Here is an 18554-nt window from a genome sequence, read left to right as displayed (position 1 = left end):
ATTTTTTACACTTTTAATCAATTAAAATGTAAATATTGTTTGCGCACAATTCCTAAGACCGAAGCCATTACCTATGATAAAGACTCCAAGACTGTCATGGTGGACGGCAAACTCACTGCCACCGAAGGCATCACTGATGGCACCACGCAGGATGGCCAGTATGTCAAGATGGATAACTATGTGGGACAGAACCTGAATGCTCTGGACCAGGGGCTGCAGACTGAAACAACGGCTCGTGAAGCAGCCGATACACAACTGCAGGAAAATATTGATGCCGAAGCAGCTACCCGGGCAGCGGAAGACCAGAAACTGAATAAGAAGATTACTGCGGAAAAGAAATCCCGCATTGCAGCGGATACAAAATTGGTGGAAGCCGTCAACAGCGGCCTCAGCCTGAGCGATGATAATGTCCTCCAGAAAAACACCACCACCATCGATGCCAAGGGCAATGTAACTACTTCCAAGACCGACGCCAACGAAATGATCCTGAACAAAGGGAACGATAATCAGATTACCATGAACGAAAATGGTATCATGGTCGGCACAAACAGTACGGTCATGGATAAAGACGGTGTCTACACCGGCGGCGATACCTACAGCGAAGCCAAGGCTGCCCTGAAGTCCGACGGCTCCATCAAAGGGGCGGACGGCAAATTCACCGTCAACAGCGCGAATGGCACGGTGAACGTCAACGACCAGATCGAACTGAACGGTGCTACCGGCGTAGTCAAATCCAATGGCCTCAACGTGGGCGATGGAAATATGACTGTCAGCAGCAATGGCAACATCAAGTCTGCTGGAACCTTGAGCGTAGCCGATGGCAATTTCAAAGTCAACAGCAACGGCGGCGTCAGCGCAGCCGGCGGCAAGACCACCCTTGCTTCCGATGGCTCCATCAAAGCAGCAGACGGTAAATTCACGGTTAACAGTAACGGTGGCGTGAAAGCAGCGGACGGCAAGATTACCCTGAGCTCTGACGGCTCTGTCAAAGCGGCAGATGGCAAATTCACGGTTAACAGCAATGGCGCTGTCAAGGCGGCGGATGGCAAGTTCACCGTTGACAGCAACGGCGCAGTCAGCGCAGCCAATGGCAATACTACCATCGACAGCAATGGCAACCTGTCCACCAAGGGAACCGTAAGTGCAGCGAACGGTCAGTTCTCCGTTGATACCAATGGCAAGATTACCTCCACCGGTCTTGATGCAGGCAGCGGCACCATCCGGACCACCGGCACGGTACAGGCTGGGGATGTGAAGACCAGTACCCTGGAAACTACCGGCGATGCTACGATTGGCGGAAACCTGACCGTTGAAAAGGACCTGACTGTCAATGGCGAATTCAACGCGAAGACCCTTTCCAGCAAGCTCGATGAAAATAACTACACCGAAATCCACGGCGGCAATGTGACTTCCAAGAACCTGAAGTACTCCGATACCGGCGAACTCCAGGCAAGCTCCTCCAAGATGGATGAAACCGGAAGCACCGTATGGGCAAGGGATGATGAATCCATCGGTACCAGCACCATCACAGCAGACAGCGTGAAGCAGTCCCTCTCCGACACCGGCGACAATCCGACGAATTATGCTTCTCGGGAAATTGCCCAGAATGGTAAAAATAAATACGAAATGACGGACTCCGTAGTGGAAGGCAGCCAGTCCAATGTTACAAAGACCACCGCGGATACAACGGATTCCCAGATTACCCTGAAAGATGACAATGGCAATGTCCTCAACAAGTCCTATATCACCCAGAATCTGAAGAAGATTCTCCAGGGTGTGGAAGAAGGAGACAGCAAGACAACCATCGAGCAGGATGCCAATAACATCACCAACACCGCAGCCAATGGCACCATCACCAACGATGCGGACAAGATCCTGAACAAAGGCGCTACTTCCATTACCAGTCAGATCGGTGACGGCTCTGCCGTGAAGACCGTAATGGATGCCAATGGCATCGCCAATACGGCCATCGGCGGTACTATCTCCAACGAAGCGAAAGACATTGTCAATACCGCTTCCGGAGATATCACCAACACCGCTAAAAATGGTACCATCACCAACGATGCAAAGGATATCGTGAACAAAGCTTCCGGCAACATGACCACCACCGTAGGCGGCGACCTCTCCACCAAGGTGGGCGGTAATGAGACCCATGCGGTAACAGGCAGCCAGACCGTCACTGTATCCGGAGACCGGACAGTCAATGTGAAGGGAACGGAAACGGAAAACTTCAATGCCCAGATCACCAACATCAAGACTGACCAGAAGACCTCTGTCGGTGGTAACCAGACCAACATCGTAGGCGGCGACCAGCAGAATACGGTAAGCGGCAATAAGTTGGAAACCGTTAAAGGCGTAGTAACCGAGAAATACGGCAGCCAGGCAACCACCATCGATGGGGACCAGAGTACCAACATCGGAGGCAGCCAGTCCACAGTCGTAGCCGGTGACCAGACCAATACAGTGAGCGGTAACAAGACAGAATCTGTCAAAGGATCTGTAAACGAGAACTATGGCAGCCTCACAACCAATGTGAAGAATGACAGCAGCCTCACCGCTGAAAATATCAATAACACCGCAAGAAACAAGATTACCAACAGGGCCCTCGATGTGGAAACCGATGCGTCCAGCTCCATTGTGAACAGAGTATCCAATGACTACGGCACCAATACCTCCACCCAGACTTCCAGTGAGACCCAGGAAGAAATGAGCCAGGCCGATGGCAAGAAGGCGTCCTACATCCGCGGCGCTGCAGAAGAAAAATCCCAGCTTGTAAACGGAAATACGAAGACCACCATCGATACCATCGCAGACCAGACCAATACGAACATCACCGATGGAACCAATACTTCCAATGACCTGCAGAAAGCAGACCAGATTGCCTCCTCTGTCACCGACGGTACCAATACCACCGTAGTGAACCAGAATGCAAAGAGCATTGCTTCCTCCATCACCGATGGCACCAAGTCCAACAGTTCCAGCAACACCGTGGACCAGAGTGCACAGGTCATCAAAGCCAGCGATACCCAGTACAGCGCATCTACAAAGACCGCGACCAGGTCTGAGGAAGCCCTGAAGAATGGCTCCACCATCCTGGACATTGTGAAAGATTCCAGCACCGGAACCATCAGCGCGGCAGTCACCGATGGCACAAACCTCACCGGTTCCACAATGACCGCTAAGGGTATCACAAACAGCGCAGCCGAATCCATTGTGAATGAAATCGGCGATGGCTCCAAAGTAAAGAGCGAAATGACCGCAGGCGGCATCACCAATACCGCTAAGGACGGTACTATCACCAATGATGCAAAGGATGTCCTCAATAAAGGAACCAACAGTGTCATTAACGAAGTGGGTAAGAACCAGGTGGCCGTGAAGACGGACAGCGTCAAGGCAGCCTATGGCTCCGATACCTCCACCACCTGGGATGCAAAGGGTATTACCAATACTACCAGTGGCGATATCAGTAACACCGCTTCCGGCAGCATGACTAACACGATTGGCAAGGATCTGACCACCACAGTGGGCGGAAACCAGAAGACCACAGTCACCGGAGACAGCGAACTCACCGCTGAAAACGTGAAAGCCATCGGCAAGAAATCCATCACCAGCCAGATCGGCGAAGGGGAAAATGCAGCTGTGAAGACAGTCATGAAGGCAGATGGCATTGCGAATACCGCAACCGGCGGCACCATCAGCAATACCGCTGACAAGATTGCCAATACCGCAACCACTTCTATCACCGACAAGGTAGGCGATAAGGTAAGCCGTACCATGAGCACCAGCTCCATTGAAGACAAAGTGGGCACCACTACTGTGACTACCACAGATGGACTCACCAAACTCACCAATGAAGCTGGCAATCACAAGACCCAGATGGATTACGCAGAAGTCCTGAAGGACCTGGGCGTACGCGGAAGTGCTACCGTCAATGGCACCTCTGACCTGAAGGGCGATGTGACCATGGAAAGCAACGCTACCGTGAAGAAGGATCTCACCGTAGAAGGCGCTACCACCACAAAGACCCTGAAGGTAACCGAGACCTCTGAATTTGATGGCGCAGCTACCTTCAATGACATTGTGAACATGAACAAAGGGCTTACTGTCAAAGGCGGCGTAACGGCTGATACGGTCACCGCAGACTCCTACAAGGTAGGCGACAAGACCTATATCGATGCGAACGGCATCAATGCGAACAACCAGAAGATCACCAACGTAGCCGCTGGAGACATTTCTGAAGGCAGCACCGATGCAGTGAACGGCGGCCAGCTCCATGCAACCAATACCCGAGTTGCCAACGTGGAAAACCGCGTGACCCAGGTAGAAACCAGGGTAGACAAGCTGGACAACAAGATCGATAAGGTCGGCGCTAACGCAGCAGCCATGGCGAACCTGCACCCGCTGGAATTCGATGCGGACTCCAAGTGGAACATCGCAGCAGCCGTAGGCAACTCCGGCAGCGAAACCGCAAGTGCGGTAGGCGTATTCTACCGGCCCAATGAAAACGTGATGGTCAATGCCTCCGCTTCCATGGGTACCGGCGAGAACATGTTCGGCGGCGGCGTATCCGTCAGACTGGGCCACGGCGGCAACAAAGCCAAGGAAGCCCAGATGAAGGCAGCGGCCGCAGAGAATAAGGAACTCCGTGCCCAGGTGAACGAACTCACCGCAAGAATGGATGCCCTTCTCTCCGTGTTGAATCCGAATATGTCCAAAGAATTCCCGGATGTACCGGCTAATCACTGGGCTTACGAAGCGGTATCCCGCCTCGCAGGCAACGGGCTCGTGGAAGGCTATGAAGATGGCAAGTACCACGGTGAACGCCAGATGACCCGCTACGAAATGGCTGAAATCATCTACAACGCACTCTCGAAGGGCGCTAAGGCTGAAAAGAAACTGGTCGAAGAATTCCGGCCGGAACTCCAGGCAATGGCAGCCCAGAAAAAGGCTTGACCTCAACCATTACTGGCCTTTGTCCCTCCAAAGCCGGATGATTTACCTTAACAAAGGCCAGTGATTTGAGGATATAGAAAACCCCGTCTCTTCCCCCCGGAGAGACGGGGTTTTCACTTGGGGAAAATAAGGAGGAGAAAGGGAATCGAGTATTGATGGAAAGAGTCATACCGGTAGCCCCTCTCCGCCCTACGGGCACCTCCCCCCTGGCGCACTGCGTGCCTGGGGGGAGGCTTATAAAGAGACAATGGACATGCAATAGGTATATTCTCTAATGAATCCTACCTGCGGCGAAGCCGAAAAAGCCTTCCCCTTGAGGGGAAGGGCAGGGTTAGGGTGGTTACCTATGCACATAAGCATGCAAAGTGAGAAAACTGGGAAACGCGTATTGACGGAAAGAGTCATACCGGTAGCCCCTCTCCGCCCTACGGGCACCTCCCCCCTGGCGCACTGCGTGCCTGGGGGGAGGCTTATAAAGAGACAATGGACATGCAATAGGTATATCCTCTAACGAATCCTACCTGCGGCGAAGCCGAAAAAGCCTTCCCCTTGAGGGGAAGGGCAGGGTTAGGGTGGTTACCTATACACATAAGCATGCAAAGTGAGAGAACTGAGAAACGCGTATTGACGGAAAGAGTCATACCGGTAGCCCCTCTCCGCCCTACGGGCACCTCCCCCCCTGGCGCACTGCGTGCCTGGGGGGAGGCTTGTAAAGAGACAATGGACATGCAATAGGTATATTCTCTAACGAATCCCACCTGCGGCGAAGCCGAAAAAGGGGCTGTGAAATAATTGAATTAAAACAGTCGCCAAAAAAGGTGTCTGACTCAAGCGAGCCGGACACCTTTTTCAGTGGTATTATAGTGTTATGATGAAATGCAAAAATACCAGTTATCATTGTACCCCACGGCAGGGCTTTTTGCCACTGTCTATTGCATCTTATCTGCCAATTGATGACCCTGTTTTTGAATTTGACCATTTAATGGAGGCTATAGGATTAAGAAAATATCTTCCGGTACAGTCCCACTGCTCTGCAGGCCGCATCGGATACAATCCGGTCATTTTACTTAAACTCGTGCTTTTCGGATTTATGCTGGGGTATTGTTCTTTACGCAGCCTGGAGAAGGCCTGCCGTACAGATCTGCGATTTATTTACCTCTCAGACGGTCAGGCTCCCAGTTACCGCACTTTTGCAAACTTTATCAACAAAGTTCTAGCCAATTGTATTGAGGACATTTTCAATGCGGTTAATGCAGAAATCTTCAAGGAAGACCACGTCGATCTCAACCATCTTTATATTGATGGCACCAAAATGGAGGCCAACGCCAATAAATACAGCTGGGTGTGGAAAAAAACAACTATAAAATCCCGGTATCACCTGTATGAGAAGATTACGTCACTGCTGAATGAAATTAACTGCGAGCTGGCAACAGAAGGAGCAACAATAGAAACGAGCACCGAATACGTTCCGGATTATCTGGAGGAAAAGCTGGAAGCTCTTGAACGCTTCTGGAATCTGGATGAAAAGGAATTTGTCCATGGTCCGGGACATCGCAAGACTCCACACCAGCGTATGTGTGAAAAGCTAAAGCAATATACGGATAAACTCAGGGAATATGGAGAAAAGATAAGGATCTGCGGCCCTAATCGAAACAGCTACTCGAAAACTGATCCTTCAGCTACATTTATGCGGGTAAAGAAGGATTATGTAGGTAATGACCAGCTTCTTCCTGCATACAACGTGCAGTTTGGCATCGCCGACGAATATATTGCCGTTTTGGATGTCAGCCAGTGCCGGTCAGATATGGACTGCTTCATTCCCCTGATAGAAAAGTTCCATAAGACCTATCATTTTTATCCGAAATACCCGGTAGCAGATGCGGGATATGGCTCATTTAACAACTATATCTACTGCGAACAGCATGGCATGAAAAAATTCATGAAATTCCCCATGTTTAAGAAACAGACAAGCGATGCCAAGTACAGGGATAACCCATTCCGGGCGGAGAATTTTACAATTGATGCCAACGGAATCATGCGCTGCCCCTTCGGCAGGGCATTCAGGCTCCAATACAGAAAGTCGATTCCAGGTAACCACTACGGGCGCCAGGAAGAGATTTACCAGTGTGAAGACTGTAGCGGATGCCCCTATGCCGAGAAATGTAAAAGGACACCAAGAAACCGGACAGTTCAGATTAATCAGGAACTGACTTCCATGCATAAAGAAGTCATCGCCAACCTGGAAAGTATTCAGGGAGCCCTGCTCAGAATGAACCGTTCCATCCAGTCGGAAGGTACTTTTGGAATCATAAAAAACGACCACGGATACAAGAGAATCGTCAGAAGAGGTACGAATCCTGTAAAAGTAGAGATTTACCTCATGGCGATAGGCCAAAATCTGAATAAACATTACCATAAACGCATGAGAATGCGAAGAGCAGCATAAAATAAAATAATTGGGATGACTGGGGAAAGGGGGAAGTATACTCAATTTCAGCAAAATAAATGGATATTTAACTGGAATACAAAAAAGGAGGCTGTGAATAAAAATGATTTCTCATTTTTTCACAGCCCCAGGGTTAGGGTGGTTGCCTATACACATAAGCATGCAAAGTGAGAGAACTGAGAAACGCGTATTGACGGAAAGAGCCATACCGGTAGCCCCTCTCCGCCCTACGGGCACATCCCCCCTGGCGCACTGCGTGCCTGGTGGGAGGCTTGTAAAGAGGCAATGGACATGCAATAGGTATATTCTCTAATGAATCCCACCTGCAGCGAAGCCGAAAAAGCCTTCCCCTTGAGGGGAAGGGCAGGGTTAGGGTGATTGCTTGTGCACATAAGGCATGCAAAGTGAGAAAAACAGAAAAGGCAGAATGGGTTGTTATCTCTTTTTGCTCAGTTTCTGTATTCTTTCTTTGACTACTTTGTCTATCGCCAGACAGACGCCTCGGAAGTTATTATTGACGATTCCGTTATATACTCGAAGTACTTCTATCTCATATTCGTGGAAGAAGTTAGTTCTTTTTTCATCGTAGGCCTTGCCTTCTTCTGTATAATGCTGGCTGCCATCCAGTTCAACGGCAAGGCGGGCTTTAGGGCAGTAGAAATCACAGATATAACGGCCTATGATCTTTTGCCGGTAAAATTTGACATCATAGTGAAGGAGAAAATCGTACCACAGGTGTCTTTCCTCCTTTGTCATTTCCTTGCGAAGCTTTCGGGCAATCGGGAGAAGATCTTTACTGGCAGGGGTGAGGGGGCGTTTCATGGCAGGCTCCTTTCATTGGGGACATAGGGGCTTTGTATAAATTATATTTTAAAAATACTGGTTGAGGCAAGGACCTTTTTCACTGGCGGCGAAGCCAACAGGAAGCCTTCCCTTTGAGGGGAAGGTTTGGTTAGGGTGGTTGCCTATACACAAAATTATGCAAAGTGAGTAGATAGGGATTCTACATGAACGGAAAGAATCTATCTGAAGGCCCCTCTCCGGCCTTCGGCCACCTCCCCCCTGGTGCACTACGTGCTTGGGGGGAGGCTTGTGTTGAGATAGATGTCATGCCAAGGTTGTGTACACAAACGAATTCTACCTGCTTACACGCTATTGAATCTTTTTATAGGAATATGAAAAACTGACTTTTCTGTATGACCTTCATTGGAAAACTGTCAATTGTAAAAATCTAGTGGGCTTTACAGAATCGGAAGAAAGGGGAAGTATGTAAATGAAAGATTAAAAACTGACAGCTTTTTGACCATATAGACCAATATTCCTGACAAACAATACAGAACATTTACTCGACGAACGATTGATTCATACACTGCACTATGGTACCTTGGACTCAGGTCAAGGCCCGGGCCTCGGGGAAGGCGGACGGCGGCAGAGGAAACACGGTCACTCGCGCAGGCAGGATGCAGGCTCCGGAAATTATGGGCAGCCCATCGATTCCCTATATTTCTCTTAAGGAGCAGGAACATGAAAAAGATCCTCGCAATCGCTGCCATGGCAGCACTCGCCGCTGGCGTATCCGCTTACGCAGCAAACCCCTTTTCTGATGTAACCCCCAATGACTGGGCTTACCAGGCCGTATCCGACCTGTCTGACCAGGGCGTAGTAGAAGGCTACCCCGATGGCACATTCAAAGGCGAACGGAACATGACCCGTTACGAACTGGCCCAGATCATTGCCCGCCTCATGGCTAAGGAAGACCAGCTGAATGCACAGCAGAAGGCTACCCTCGATAAACTGGCCGGTGAATATGCTGATGAACTGGCTAACCTGGGTGTCCGGGTTTCGAACCTGGAAAAGAAGATCGGCAACATATCCTGGTCCGGCGATGCCCGTATGCGGTACATCAATAACTCCTATGAAAAGAATGGCAGCCACGAAGCATGGGATGGCCGTATGCGTATCAATGTCCATGGCCAGGTCAATGACAGCACCTACGTCCAGAGCCGCCTGGTGAACAACATGAAGTTCAAAGGAAATGACACCAGCGATACATTCATGGACCGGCTTTATGTGAACCATTCCTTTGGTGATGTCAGTGCCCGCCTCGGCCGCCAGGACGTAATTTTCGGCAATGGCCTCATTTATGATGATTTCTATGATGGCGCCCAGATTTCCTACGCGAAGGATGCTTTCGATATTACCGCAGGCTATGGCCGTCTGAAGAGCGGTAACTTCGCAGACCGCACATACAACGACTATGACTTCTTCTTCACCAAGGCCGGCTGGAACGGCAGCTTTGCAAAAATCGGAGCCGCTTATATCAACTTCGCTGGCGATGACTTCAAGAAGGCTTACCACTTCGATGATATGTGGGGCATTAATACGGTGATCCCAATCCAGGACTTCCGGGTAGAAGGGGAATACTGGAAGTCCAACGCCGATAAAGGCGATACTTCCTGGAACGCAGGCCTGGGCTGCGGCAAGATCAACTACAGGAAACCGGGCACCTGGAAACTGGATGCCACTTACAACAAGGTCGGCGACAACGCATACCTGGGTCTCTACACGAACCAGGCAAGGGACTTCATGAACAACTCCTTCAAGAAAAATGAAAACGTTGAAAAGGTGAAGTTCTGGAACGTTACCGGTGAAGTGGCTCTCCAGAAGAACGTATACCTCCACGGCGAATACGACTTCGATGTGAAGGCAGACAACAAAGACCTGGACGATGCATGGACCGTCTCCCTGAACTATAAGTTCTGATATTCGGATTCCGAACATAAAGGGAAGCTCTCGCGAGGGGGCTTCTTTTTGTTATGGGAGCTCCGTAGGAAGAGTTGAGCTTTGAGCTCCCGCGGCTTCGCCGCGAAAAGCTGCATGCAATTGGTTATCTACATATTGAGGAAATCGGTAAGCAAGTGCCCCCTTAGAAAAGGGGCAGCCCAAAGGGCGGGGGATGGATCCGCCTCGAAGAGGCGGGTTCAGCGAAGCAGAGAGATTCAGCAAAAGCAGAATCGGGATTTGAGCGAAGGAAATAGAGACCCCGCGGCAGCGCCGCATCCATCCTGCGCCTTTGGCGCGGCCCTTCTCCAAGGGCCTGCATGATTGGGATAGAGTTGAGAGCTGAGGAAAGAGAGTTGAGGTCCCGCGGCTTTGCCGCAAAAAGCTGCATGCAATTGGTTATCTACATATTGAGGAAATCGGTAAGCAAGTGCCCCCTTAGAGAAGGGGGCAGCCCGAAGGGTGGGGGATGGATCCGCCTCGAAGAGGCGGGTTCAGCGAAGCAGAGAGATTCAGCAAAAGCAGAATCGGGATTTGAGCGAAGGAAATAGAGACCCCGCGGCAGCGCCGCATCCATCCTGCGCCTTTGGCGCGGCCCTTCTCCCAGGGCCTGTATGATTGGGATAGAGTTGAGAGTTGAGGCCCTGCGGCTTCGCCGCAAAAGCTGCATGCAATTGGTTATCTACATATTGAGGAAATCGGTAAGCAAGTGCCCCCTTAGAGAAGGGCGGGAGACGGATCCGCGTCGAAGAGGGAGAATCCGGAAAGTAGGGAAATCCTGCTTTTCTTCACCACTTTAAAGTCTGCAAAAAGTGACCACTTTTGCACAAAAACGACCACTTTTGCATAAAAAATGGCAAAGCACCTCCGGGTCTGCTATTCTTATGGCAGAGGAAATGAAGATCCCCTCTGTGATGTGGGTGTGCCGCATGGGTCAGGGAAATATCACTCCCTTCATGGACTCGCCTCCTGAGCCACTGTCTCTGCTCCTATATCCCCGTGTTCCATCATGACACCGGACAGTGATTCAGAATATAGAAAGCCCTGTCTCTTCTCCCCCGGAGAGACGGGGCTTTCTGCTGCATTGGCGGGGGAAAATGAGGAAATGACAGGCCCCGCTGCGGGAGGATTTCCGAAGTCTGGGCCGATGGCCTTCGCGGTGGGTCCTTTGTCAAGCATTTTTGAAAATGTCCCGAGAATTGTCATTTAATAGCCCCGCAATAGTGGGGCTATTTTGAGTGGTTAGGCCAGTATGTTACTAAAATATGTTACGCGATGCAAGTTCTTCTGGATCTTGTCTGGAATGATGCGGTCTTGTAAGGACGTAATGACGGAAAGATGCCTGCTTCCATGGGTGACTCATCGGTGGAATCCAGTGTTTCTGAGGCTTTGGCTTGGTATAGTCAGCATCAAGCTCAGGAGATTTCTTCTGGCGCAAAGGGATGGCTTCCAGTGCGTAGATACTGGTATCGTTAACACTGCAGTAGAGTTCGCCGTTGAAAGCCCGTATGACTAGTACTTTGGTTCCGCTGGCATAATGCACCTGATGGCCTTCTGAATCAAGCATACGATAGTACTGACGCTGGAAACGGATGCAGTGGCCTCTGTCTACCGTACGGCCTGTAAGTACAGCCAGTATCAGGTTGATCCTCTCATCTGACGGTTGCGTCACAAAAGCTGATTTGGTACTATTGGGAGGAAGTGCAAACTTCGCATTGAATTCTTTTAGGTAGGACTTGAGGAATTCATTGGCGTCTGCAATAGTCGTGATGCCTGCCTGTCTCAGCTCAATCGGCAGGCGCGACTGCAGCGTCTCATTGAGCCGCTCAACCCGGCCTTTGGCCTGCGGTACGCTGCTTGACTCAAGGTGTATCCCCAGTTGCCTGCAAGCGTAACCGAACTGCGTATAGGTATCCTCGTCGATGGACGGGGATCCTTTTTGTTTGTAAATGAACACAGTGCGTTTATCCGTGAAGATTTCCACAGGGATTCCGTAATCTTTGAGAGTCTGCCAGAGGACATGGTAATAGCCGTTCAGGGTCTCCTGGGTGTCAAAATAGCCGCCAGTCACGATGCCGGTAGCATCATCAATGAAGAGGTGGAGATGCCAGATCTTCCCGGGAACCCATTCATATGGAGTGGCATCACCCTGCAGCTGTTCCCCAAAGTAAGCATGCCGTGGACGCCGGCTGTGGGCATCTTCAGCAGCCACAAGATTGACTTGTATTTCCATCTGCTTTTTCTTGGATTTCGTGTTGCTTTTCATTGCTTCCAATTTTCTCCTGATCCGTTTTCTTTTGGCCCGTGTAGCCTTAGGAGAGAGAATAAAGGCTGCCTCAAGAATGGAGGCTACAGAGGAAACGGAGACATGGATATTCTCATGTCTGTCCAGAAGTTCGGTAAAGTGGGTAAAATTGGCGCCATAGTACTCATTCTGGTAAAGGGCCACAATTTTTTCTCTGAGTGAGGCTGGAAGTGTTGTTACGGGCTGTCTGCCCCTGTTCCCGTGGACAAATGCTGCTTTACCTTCCTGACGATAGCGCAGGATTAACCGATTCACGGTGCGGACAGTGCACCCCAGCCGGACTGCTGCTGCGAGCTTGTTGCCATCTGGATGATTAACAAGAGATTTGATTGTTTCATATTTGAACTGCTCGTCCATCGTTAATTCAACCTTTCTGATAAAAATTCCTCCCATCACTTGCGTTAAGATTGTGATGAGATTGTACCATGACTGGGACATTTTCATTTGTGGTTACTTGAGACAATATCACTTGTGGTTCATAGGCCGATGGCCTTCGCGGTGCTTAGTGTAAAATGTTTCTCGGTAGAGGATTTCTCCCCTGCTGGATAGAAAAGGGAAGAGTCCCCTTTGATGGAAATGTTATAATTTCCTTGCAACAAATCAAAAGAAAGGACTCTTCCCAATGAGCATTTTATCAGAGAATATCGAACTTTTCAAACCTTTTATTCAGGAGGAAATTCTCAAGAGTATCAAGGACTCCAAGGATTCACTGGCCATGGAGCAGGTTCTCTGGCACCTCTTCACGGAACTCTTTGGCCTTCTTGTGGCGACGGCCTTCGAAATGATCGATGGCGAGCTGTATGAGAGGGTCTACAAGCCTCAGGGGTGGCGGATTTCCCGGCGGGATTCCAGAACCATATACTGCCTGTTTGGTCCTGTCACCTACAAGCGGAGGCGGCTGGAGATGGCCGGAAAGCAGGGATTTTACCCATTAGATAAGAAATTTGGATTTCTGCCTTCCCGTCACTATAGCATGGGAGTGATTCTGCGCATTGCCCAGGCTGCCCAGGTTACCCAGTTCCGTAATGTGAGCCATATCGTGAAAACTCTGACCCAGACGGATATTTCACATCAGACAGTTTCAAATCTCAGCCGCACTGCCGCCCAAATGGTTAGAAAATACGAAGCAGCAGATGCAGCCATGGAGCAGGCCGAGAAGAGAGTACCGGAGGACGGGCTGCTGGCTATTGAGGGCGATGGGATTGTAATGAAGCAGCAGGCGGACCCCGTCACCGATACCAAAGGCGGCCAGAACATAGAACTTCACCGAATCCAGGTCTATGAGGGCGTCGAGAAGAATGGAAAACGTTCGAGACTGACAGGGTACCACTGCTTCTCTGGAACGGATAGGAAAAGGCTGTTTGAACTCGTCAAGGTGTGGGTGCATGGCCGGTACAATCTGAGCGAGATTACAGTACTTTCCAACGGGGATGGCGGAGCAGGATATAATTTCGATGACTTCGACAATATTGTCGAGGGATGCAAGACACATTACCATTTCCGGGACAGATACCATGTGAATGAGAAAGTGCGGACCCGCCTCAGCTTCTGCCCACGTGGATTCATCGATAAATTCGTGCTTGAACTGAATAAGAGCAGAAATGTCATCACAGATATGAAGCCATATCTGGATACGGCTGCCAGCTACGCAGAAACAGAAGAACAGGCCGAGCAGGTACGGAGACTGGCAGACTATCTGAGCCGCAACGCCGACTATATCCCGGGCATCCGGGAGCGCGGAATCCGAACCGATATCCACCTGGGGGCAGCTGAAAGCGACCACCGACGCTATAGCTACCGTCTGAAAAAGCAGGGGCGCAGCTGGTGCAGGATAGGTATGGATTCAATAGGCACGCTGATTACTGCTACCCAGAATGACACTTTGGAAAAAGCCCTGATTTACTGTGCTGCAGGCAAAGCCTACAAGAAGATGGACCGGCAGATGCATAAGGCGGTCGTAGCAGCCGTAAAAACGAACCGCAAAGCCGCCAGGGACGCTAAATGGCACAGGAACGCACGGAATTACCGTCCCGGGTGCCTGGAAGGCCGTATAGGCGTATACGGAGCGACTTCAACTCCGATGGGCCAGCTTGCTAAAGCGATACAGATTTATTGAGAAAGCAGAGGCTGGGAAACCTGATAACATCGACTGTCAAATAAAGTACCGAGAAAACCTTGACACATACTTCGCGGTGGGTCCTTCTTTATTTATATATATACATATGCTATACTGGTACATACAGTTATTTCTATGTTTGACAAGGAGAGAAGACATGAAATTTGCGTTTAATCACAACAATTTCAACGTACTTGACCTGAAGAAAAGTATCGCCTTTTATGAAGAAGCTCTGGGTCTCCAGATGGTGGGACAGTACAAAGCTCCGGACGGCTCCTTTATCCTGGCTTACCTGGGAGATGGGGAGATGAAGCACCGGTTGGAACTGACCTGGCTCCGGGACCGGAAGGAACCATACAACCTGGGGGACAATGAATTCCATCTGGCCTTTGATACGGACGATATGGAAGCAGCCCATGAAAAGCATAAGAAGATGGGCTGCATCTGCTATGAAAATCCGGCCATGGGCATTTATTTCATCAATGACCCCGACGGATACTGGATTGAAATCATCCCAGGAGGCAAGTAATGGATCCTATTTTTGTACGGACAGCCCGGATTATCGGGGAAAAGGGAGTGGATTTCCTTTCCACGAAACGGGTGGCGGTCTTTGGCATCGGCGGCGTAGGTTCCTATGCGGCGGAGGCCCTGGTGCGGGCCGGTGTGGGCCATCTCATCTTCATCGATAAGGATGCGGTGGATGAATCAAATCTGAATCGGCAGCTGGTGGCGGACCGGACTACCATCGGCAGGAACAAGGCGGAAGTCATGGTGGAGCGGGCGCACCGGGTCAATCCGGCTTGTGATGCCACAGCCATGGCAATCTATTACCGGCCAGGGAATGAGGATTTCATCAAAAATCTCCATGCCGATTATATTATCGATGCCATCGATGATGTGCCGGCGAAGGTTTCCATTGCGGAAATCTGCTATCGCCTGAAGATACCTGAAATTTCTTCCATGGGCACCGGCAACCGGCTCCGCCCGGAAATGCTGCAGATTGCAGATATCAATAAAACCTCCGTCTGCCATCTGGCGCGGAAGATGAGAAAGGAACTGAAGGAACGGCGGGTCCGCCACTTGACGGTGGTGTATTCCAAGGAGCTGCCCCATAAGCCTATCGGTGAGGGCCACGCTCCGGGCTCCACGTCCTTCGTGCCGCCGGTATCGGGTATGATGATGGCGGGGTACGTGATTCGCAGCCTCCTCAAGGAAGCTGATATTACCTGAGAGAAAGGAATTCATGGATATGGCAGAAATCCTTCATCCGGACTGGATTACAATAGAGGAAAACGGCAGGCCCGTCCACGGGTATAACCAGGAATGGTATCCGGAAAAATGGCAGAAGCTGGCGGGCTGCGGTCCCACGGCGGGAGCCATGATGGCGGCCTACATCGAGCGGAAACAGTGGGGAAAAAAGGTGACCACCAGGGAAGAGGCCCTTTCGGTGATGCTGGACATGTGGAAATACGCTACCCCCCGGATGCATGGTCTCTATAAGACCCGGTGGCTGAAGGAGGGACTTGATGCCTACATGAAGGAACGGGGACTGAAGGGAAAGGCAGAAGCCCTTCCCATCCCCTCCATTCGCCTTCTGGCGCCGAAACTGCCTAAGGTGGCTTCTTTCATCAAAGAGGGGCTGGAAGCGGACTGCCCCATCGGATTCCTGAATCTTCACAGCGGCGGGGAGCCCATTCCCTATCACTGGCACTGGATGCCCCTGGTAAAGATAGAGGAAAAGGAAGATGGCATTTACTGCACCCTCTGGGATGAAGGGGCCAGCCATGTGTTCAACCTGGGCAACTGGCTGAAGCACACAAAATTTGGCGGCGGCTTCGTACGGATCATTGATTCGGAACCGGAAACATAAGGAAGCAGCGTCCTGTGGACGCTGTTTTTTATTGGGATGTTTACCGGGTATAGTCATACGTGCGGTGGCTGTTAGCAATCAGGAAAGCTGGCCAGCCTGCGGCGCTTCTATCTGGATGTCTTCGTCAGTTATTTACGCCTTAGGCTATAGAGCTTTCCTGAAAGCTGGAAGCTGGCAGCTAACAGCCTCACACCTATGGTTCTATCCGGTAAGCATACAAACCAGACCGAAGAAAATTCAAATTTCTATTAGCACTCTATTGACATGAGTGCTAATAGTGATATAATGATAATTGTCAGGAGGACATAAGAGAAAATCCTGATCATAAAAGAAGATAAAGAAAAGAGGTTTTATATATGCGTGGACTGATTCCATTTGATGGATTATTTGGTGATACTGTACTGGATGATTTCTTTGATAACACTCCGGTTTCCTATGCAGAATATAAATCCCTTCCGAAAGTGGATATTGAAGACTGCAAGGATCACTATGAAGTGACCTGCGACATGCCGGGCTTCGCAAAGGATGAAATCCATGTGACCTATGAAAATGGTGTGCTTTCTATTGCTGCAAAGAAAGAAACTTCCGAAGACGGCAAGGAGCACAATTATATCCGCAAAGAGCGGACCAGCACTACGTTCCAGCGCCAGTTCGCTGTGAAGGATATCGAGGAAAGCAAGATTTCCGCAAGCCTCAATGATGGGGTGCTGAAGATTGAACTGCCGAAGAAAGATATGAGCCTGCCGAAGTCGGGCCATCGCATTGAAATCGGCTGAAACTGAAATGTTGTGTGGGACAATGTCCCTTGATTGAATACTCTCTCTCAAGGGCGGTATTCCCCGATACCGCCCCCTCCCCTTACCAATTATTTCCCAAAGGAGCGCAGTCCATCTGCTGCTGAGGATGGACAGCCCCCATATAGATTCATAATTTTCCTTCCCTGAGAAAAGGGCCGGGAAACAGAAATCCTGTTTCCCGGCCCTTTTTCGTATATGCACTTGCGTTTATGGCTGCTTTCAGGAGGGCCTACATTTGTAAAGCCCTGCGTGAGGGATCCTATCCATAAATATAAAAATCCGCGACGCTCTATACATTTTGCGCCGCACCGCCATTCCTGACTCCTCATTCCTGACTATCAGCCGGACACTTACCCATCGTATTTGGGGGGGCACTCATCTAAATTCATTACCTTTCGTATGTATTTCCGTTGTATAATGGGTACAGGATAATTGGGACTGTGAGGCGATTTGTATGAAGAAAAAACTGGCAGCGGCAGTGATGGCGCTGGCATTCTGCGTGCCCCTGGGGGGCATGGCGGAAGCTTCCAATGGTATCGGGATCCTGGGCCGGGTGCTGGCCAGCGGGATTTTCCATTCCCCGCGGACTACAGGTACCACGAAGACCACCACGAAATCATCGAGCCGGACGAACCGATACAAGAATGCCATGGGAGCCCTGGAAAACCTGCAGTGGGTCGGTGTGGCAAAGAGTTCCGGCGGGAATATTTATTTCGATCAGGACACGCTGAAGGATGAAACCCGGAATGGCCAGCGCCATGTGCTGGCTACGGTGAAAAATGAATTTACCGAGGCCGGTGCCAGGGCCGTGGCGGACAGCAGCGACGGACTCCTGGATGAGGATGATGTGGCGTACTCCCTGTTTCTGGTGGACTTTGGGGAAAATTCCTGTTTCGTGGCCAGCCATGTGACTTACTACGATAAAAAGGGAAAGAAACTGGTGGAACGGACAGCACCGGAAGCCTATACCGATGTAACAAGCATGAATTACGGCAGGACCTACGGGAAGAACAGCATCGAGTATAAGATGAAGACCCAGGTCTTCCACTATGCAGACCGGGTGAAGGAAGAGGAAAAGGAAAAAGCCGAGCAGAACGGTTGATGGGTTGGCATGCTTAGAGATAGGGGCGTTCCTGTGTGGGCTTCTAGCAGTTAGAAAAGTTCCATAGCCCGCGGCATGATAGATTATCGGCTGAAATTTCAGGGGGGTGGCAGGCGTTGGTTTTTCCTGGCAGCCATTTTTGCCTGGCGATTTTGCCCGTATCTTAGGAATTGTGCACAAACAA

The 18554-nt window shown here is 50.4% G+C and carries 11 protein-coding genes; 9 read left to right on the top strand and 2 right to left on the bottom strand.

Going from position 1 to position 18554, the window contains the following annotated elements; translation table 11 throughout:
• Nucleotides 1-39 precede the first annotated feature (39 nt).
• Nucleotides 40-4953, top strand: a complete 4914-nt coding sequence (locus ACFWUL_RS09200; RefSeq protein ID WP_416177068.1) for an S-layer homology domain-containing protein — start codon at nucleotides 40-42, stop codon at nucleotides 4951-4953.
• An 868-nt stretch (nucleotides 4954-5821) separates the two neighbouring features.
• Nucleotides 5822-7399, top strand: coding sequence for an IS1182 family transposase (locus tag ACFWUL_RS09195; RefSeq protein WP_297020808.1), 1578 nt, complete (start codon nucleotides 5822-5824; stop codon nucleotides 7397-7399).
• A gap of 435 nt (nucleotides 7400-7834) precedes the next feature.
• Here ACFWUL_RS09195 and ACFWUL_RS09190 read toward each other — a convergent pair whose 3' ends face one another.
• A complete protein-coding gene (locus ACFWUL_RS09190; RefSeq protein ID WP_297023344.1) occupies nucleotides 7835-8221 on the bottom strand; it encodes an endonuclease domain-containing protein in 387 nt (128 codons plus the stop codon).
• A gap of 702 nt (nucleotides 8222-8923) precedes the next feature.
• Here ACFWUL_RS09190 and ACFWUL_RS09185 point away from each other — a divergent pair.
• Nucleotides 8924-10162, top strand: coding sequence for an S-layer homology domain-containing protein (locus tag ACFWUL_RS09185; RefSeq protein WP_416177067.1), 1239 nt, complete (start codon nucleotides 8924-8926; stop codon nucleotides 10160-10162).
• A gap of 1276 nt (nucleotides 10163-11438) precedes the next feature.
• On the opposite strand, the gene ACFWUL_RS09180 is transcribed toward ACFWUL_RS09185, so the two are convergent.
• Nucleotides 11439-12929: an ISNCY family transposase gene (locus ACFWUL_RS09180; protein WP_416176766.1), complete on the bottom strand. Its 1491-nt coding sequence runs from the start codon at nucleotides 12927-12929 to the stop codon at nucleotides 11439-11441.
• Nucleotides 12930-13107: 178 nt separating this feature from the next.
• Between ACFWUL_RS09180 and ACFWUL_RS09175 the strand changes: the two genes are divergently transcribed.
• The 6 genes from ACFWUL_RS09175 to ACFWUL_RS09150 all read left to right on the top strand — a co-directional run bounded on the left by ACFWUL_RS09175 (nucleotide 13108) and on the right by ACFWUL_RS09150 (nucleotide 18370).
• Entirely contained in the window at nucleotides 13108-14601 is a 1494-nt protein-coding gene (locus ACFWUL_RS09175; RefSeq protein WP_416176748.1) for an ISLre2 family transposase, read from the top strand.
• 157 nt (nucleotides 14602-14758) lie between these two features.
• Nucleotides 14759-15130: a VOC family protein gene (locus ACFWUL_RS09170; RefSeq protein ID WP_416177066.1), complete on the top strand. Its 372-nt coding sequence runs from the start codon at nucleotides 14759-14761 to the stop codon at nucleotides 15128-15130.
• Nucleotides 15130-15831 carry a ThiF family adenylyltransferase gene (locus ACFWUL_RS09165; RefSeq protein WP_416177065.1) on the top strand — a complete coding sequence of 234 codons (702 nt, stop codon included), beginning with the start codon at nucleotides 15130-15132 and terminating at the stop codon, nucleotides 15829-15831. The genes ACFWUL_RS09170 and ACFWUL_RS09165 overlap by 1 nt, the downstream gene beginning before the upstream one ends.
• 13 nt (nucleotides 15832-15844) lie before the next feature.
• Nucleotides 15845-16471 (top strand): hypothetical protein, encoded by a 627-nt coding sequence (locus tag ACFWUL_RS09160; protein WP_416177064.1) that lies wholly within the window; start codon nucleotides 15845-15847, stop codon nucleotides 16469-16471.
• Nucleotides 16472-16827: 356 nt separating this feature from the next.
• Nucleotides 16828-17247 carry an Hsp20/alpha crystallin family protein gene (locus tag ACFWUL_RS09155; protein ID WP_416177063.1) on the top strand — a complete coding sequence of 140 codons (420 nt, stop codon included), beginning with the start codon at nucleotides 16828-16830 and terminating at the stop codon, nucleotides 17245-17247.
• A gap of 475 nt (nucleotides 17248-17722) precedes the next feature.
• Complete coding sequence (locus tag ACFWUL_RS09150; RefSeq protein WP_416177062.1) at nucleotides 17723-18370, top strand: hypothetical protein; 648 nt, start codon at nucleotides 17723-17725, stop codon at nucleotides 18368-18370.
• Nucleotides 18371-18554 lie beyond the last annotated feature (184 nt).

This window comes from Dialister sp. (assembly GCF_047832375.1).
Lineage (GTDB): Bacteria > Bacillota > Negativicutes > Veillonellales > Dialisteraceae > Dialister.
The sequence above is the reverse complement of the archived record's forward strand: the minus strand, read 5'-3'. Positions and strand labels throughout refer to the sequence as shown.

Excerpts from the sequence above, each read along its gene's own strand:
- ACFWUL_RS09160 (WP_416177064.1), top strand. The coding sequence starts at position 15,845 with ATGGATATGGCAGAAATCCTTCATCCGGACTGGATTACAATAGAGGAA.
- ACFWUL_RS09195 (WP_297020808.1), top strand. The coding sequence starts at position 5,822 with ATGATGAAATGCAAAAATACCAGTTATCATTGTACCCCACGGCAGGGC.
- ACFWUL_RS09185 (WP_416177067.1), top strand. The coding sequence starts at position 8,924 with ATGAAAAAGATCCTCGCAATCGCTGCCATGGCAGCACTCGCCGCTGGC.
- ACFWUL_RS09150 (WP_416177062.1), top strand. The coding sequence starts at position 17,723 with ATGAAGAAAAAACTGGCAGCGGCAGTGATGGCGCTGGCATTCTGCGTG.
- ACFWUL_RS09180 (WP_416176766.1), bottom strand. The coding sequence starts at position 12,929 with ATGAAAATGTCCCAGTCATGGTACAATCTCATCACAATCTTAACGCAA.
- ACFWUL_RS09165 (WP_416177065.1), top strand. The coding sequence starts at position 15,130 with ATGGATCCTATTTTTGTACGGACAGCCCGGATTATCGGGGAAAAGGGA.
- ACFWUL_RS09170 (WP_416177066.1), top strand. The coding sequence starts at position 14,759 with ATGAAATTTGCGTTTAATCACAACAATTTCAACGTACTTGACCTGAAG.
- ACFWUL_RS09155 (WP_416177063.1), top strand. The coding sequence starts at position 16,828 with ATGCGTGGACTGATTCCATTTGATGGATTATTTGGTGATACTGTACTG.
- ACFWUL_RS09190 (WP_297023344.1), bottom strand. The coding sequence starts at position 8,221 with ATGAAACGCCCCCTCACCCCTGCCAGTAAAGATCTTCTCCCGATTGCC.
- ACFWUL_RS09175 (WP_416176748.1), top strand. The coding sequence starts at position 13,108 with ATGAGCATTTTATCAGAGAATATCGAACTTTTCAAACCTTTTATTCAG.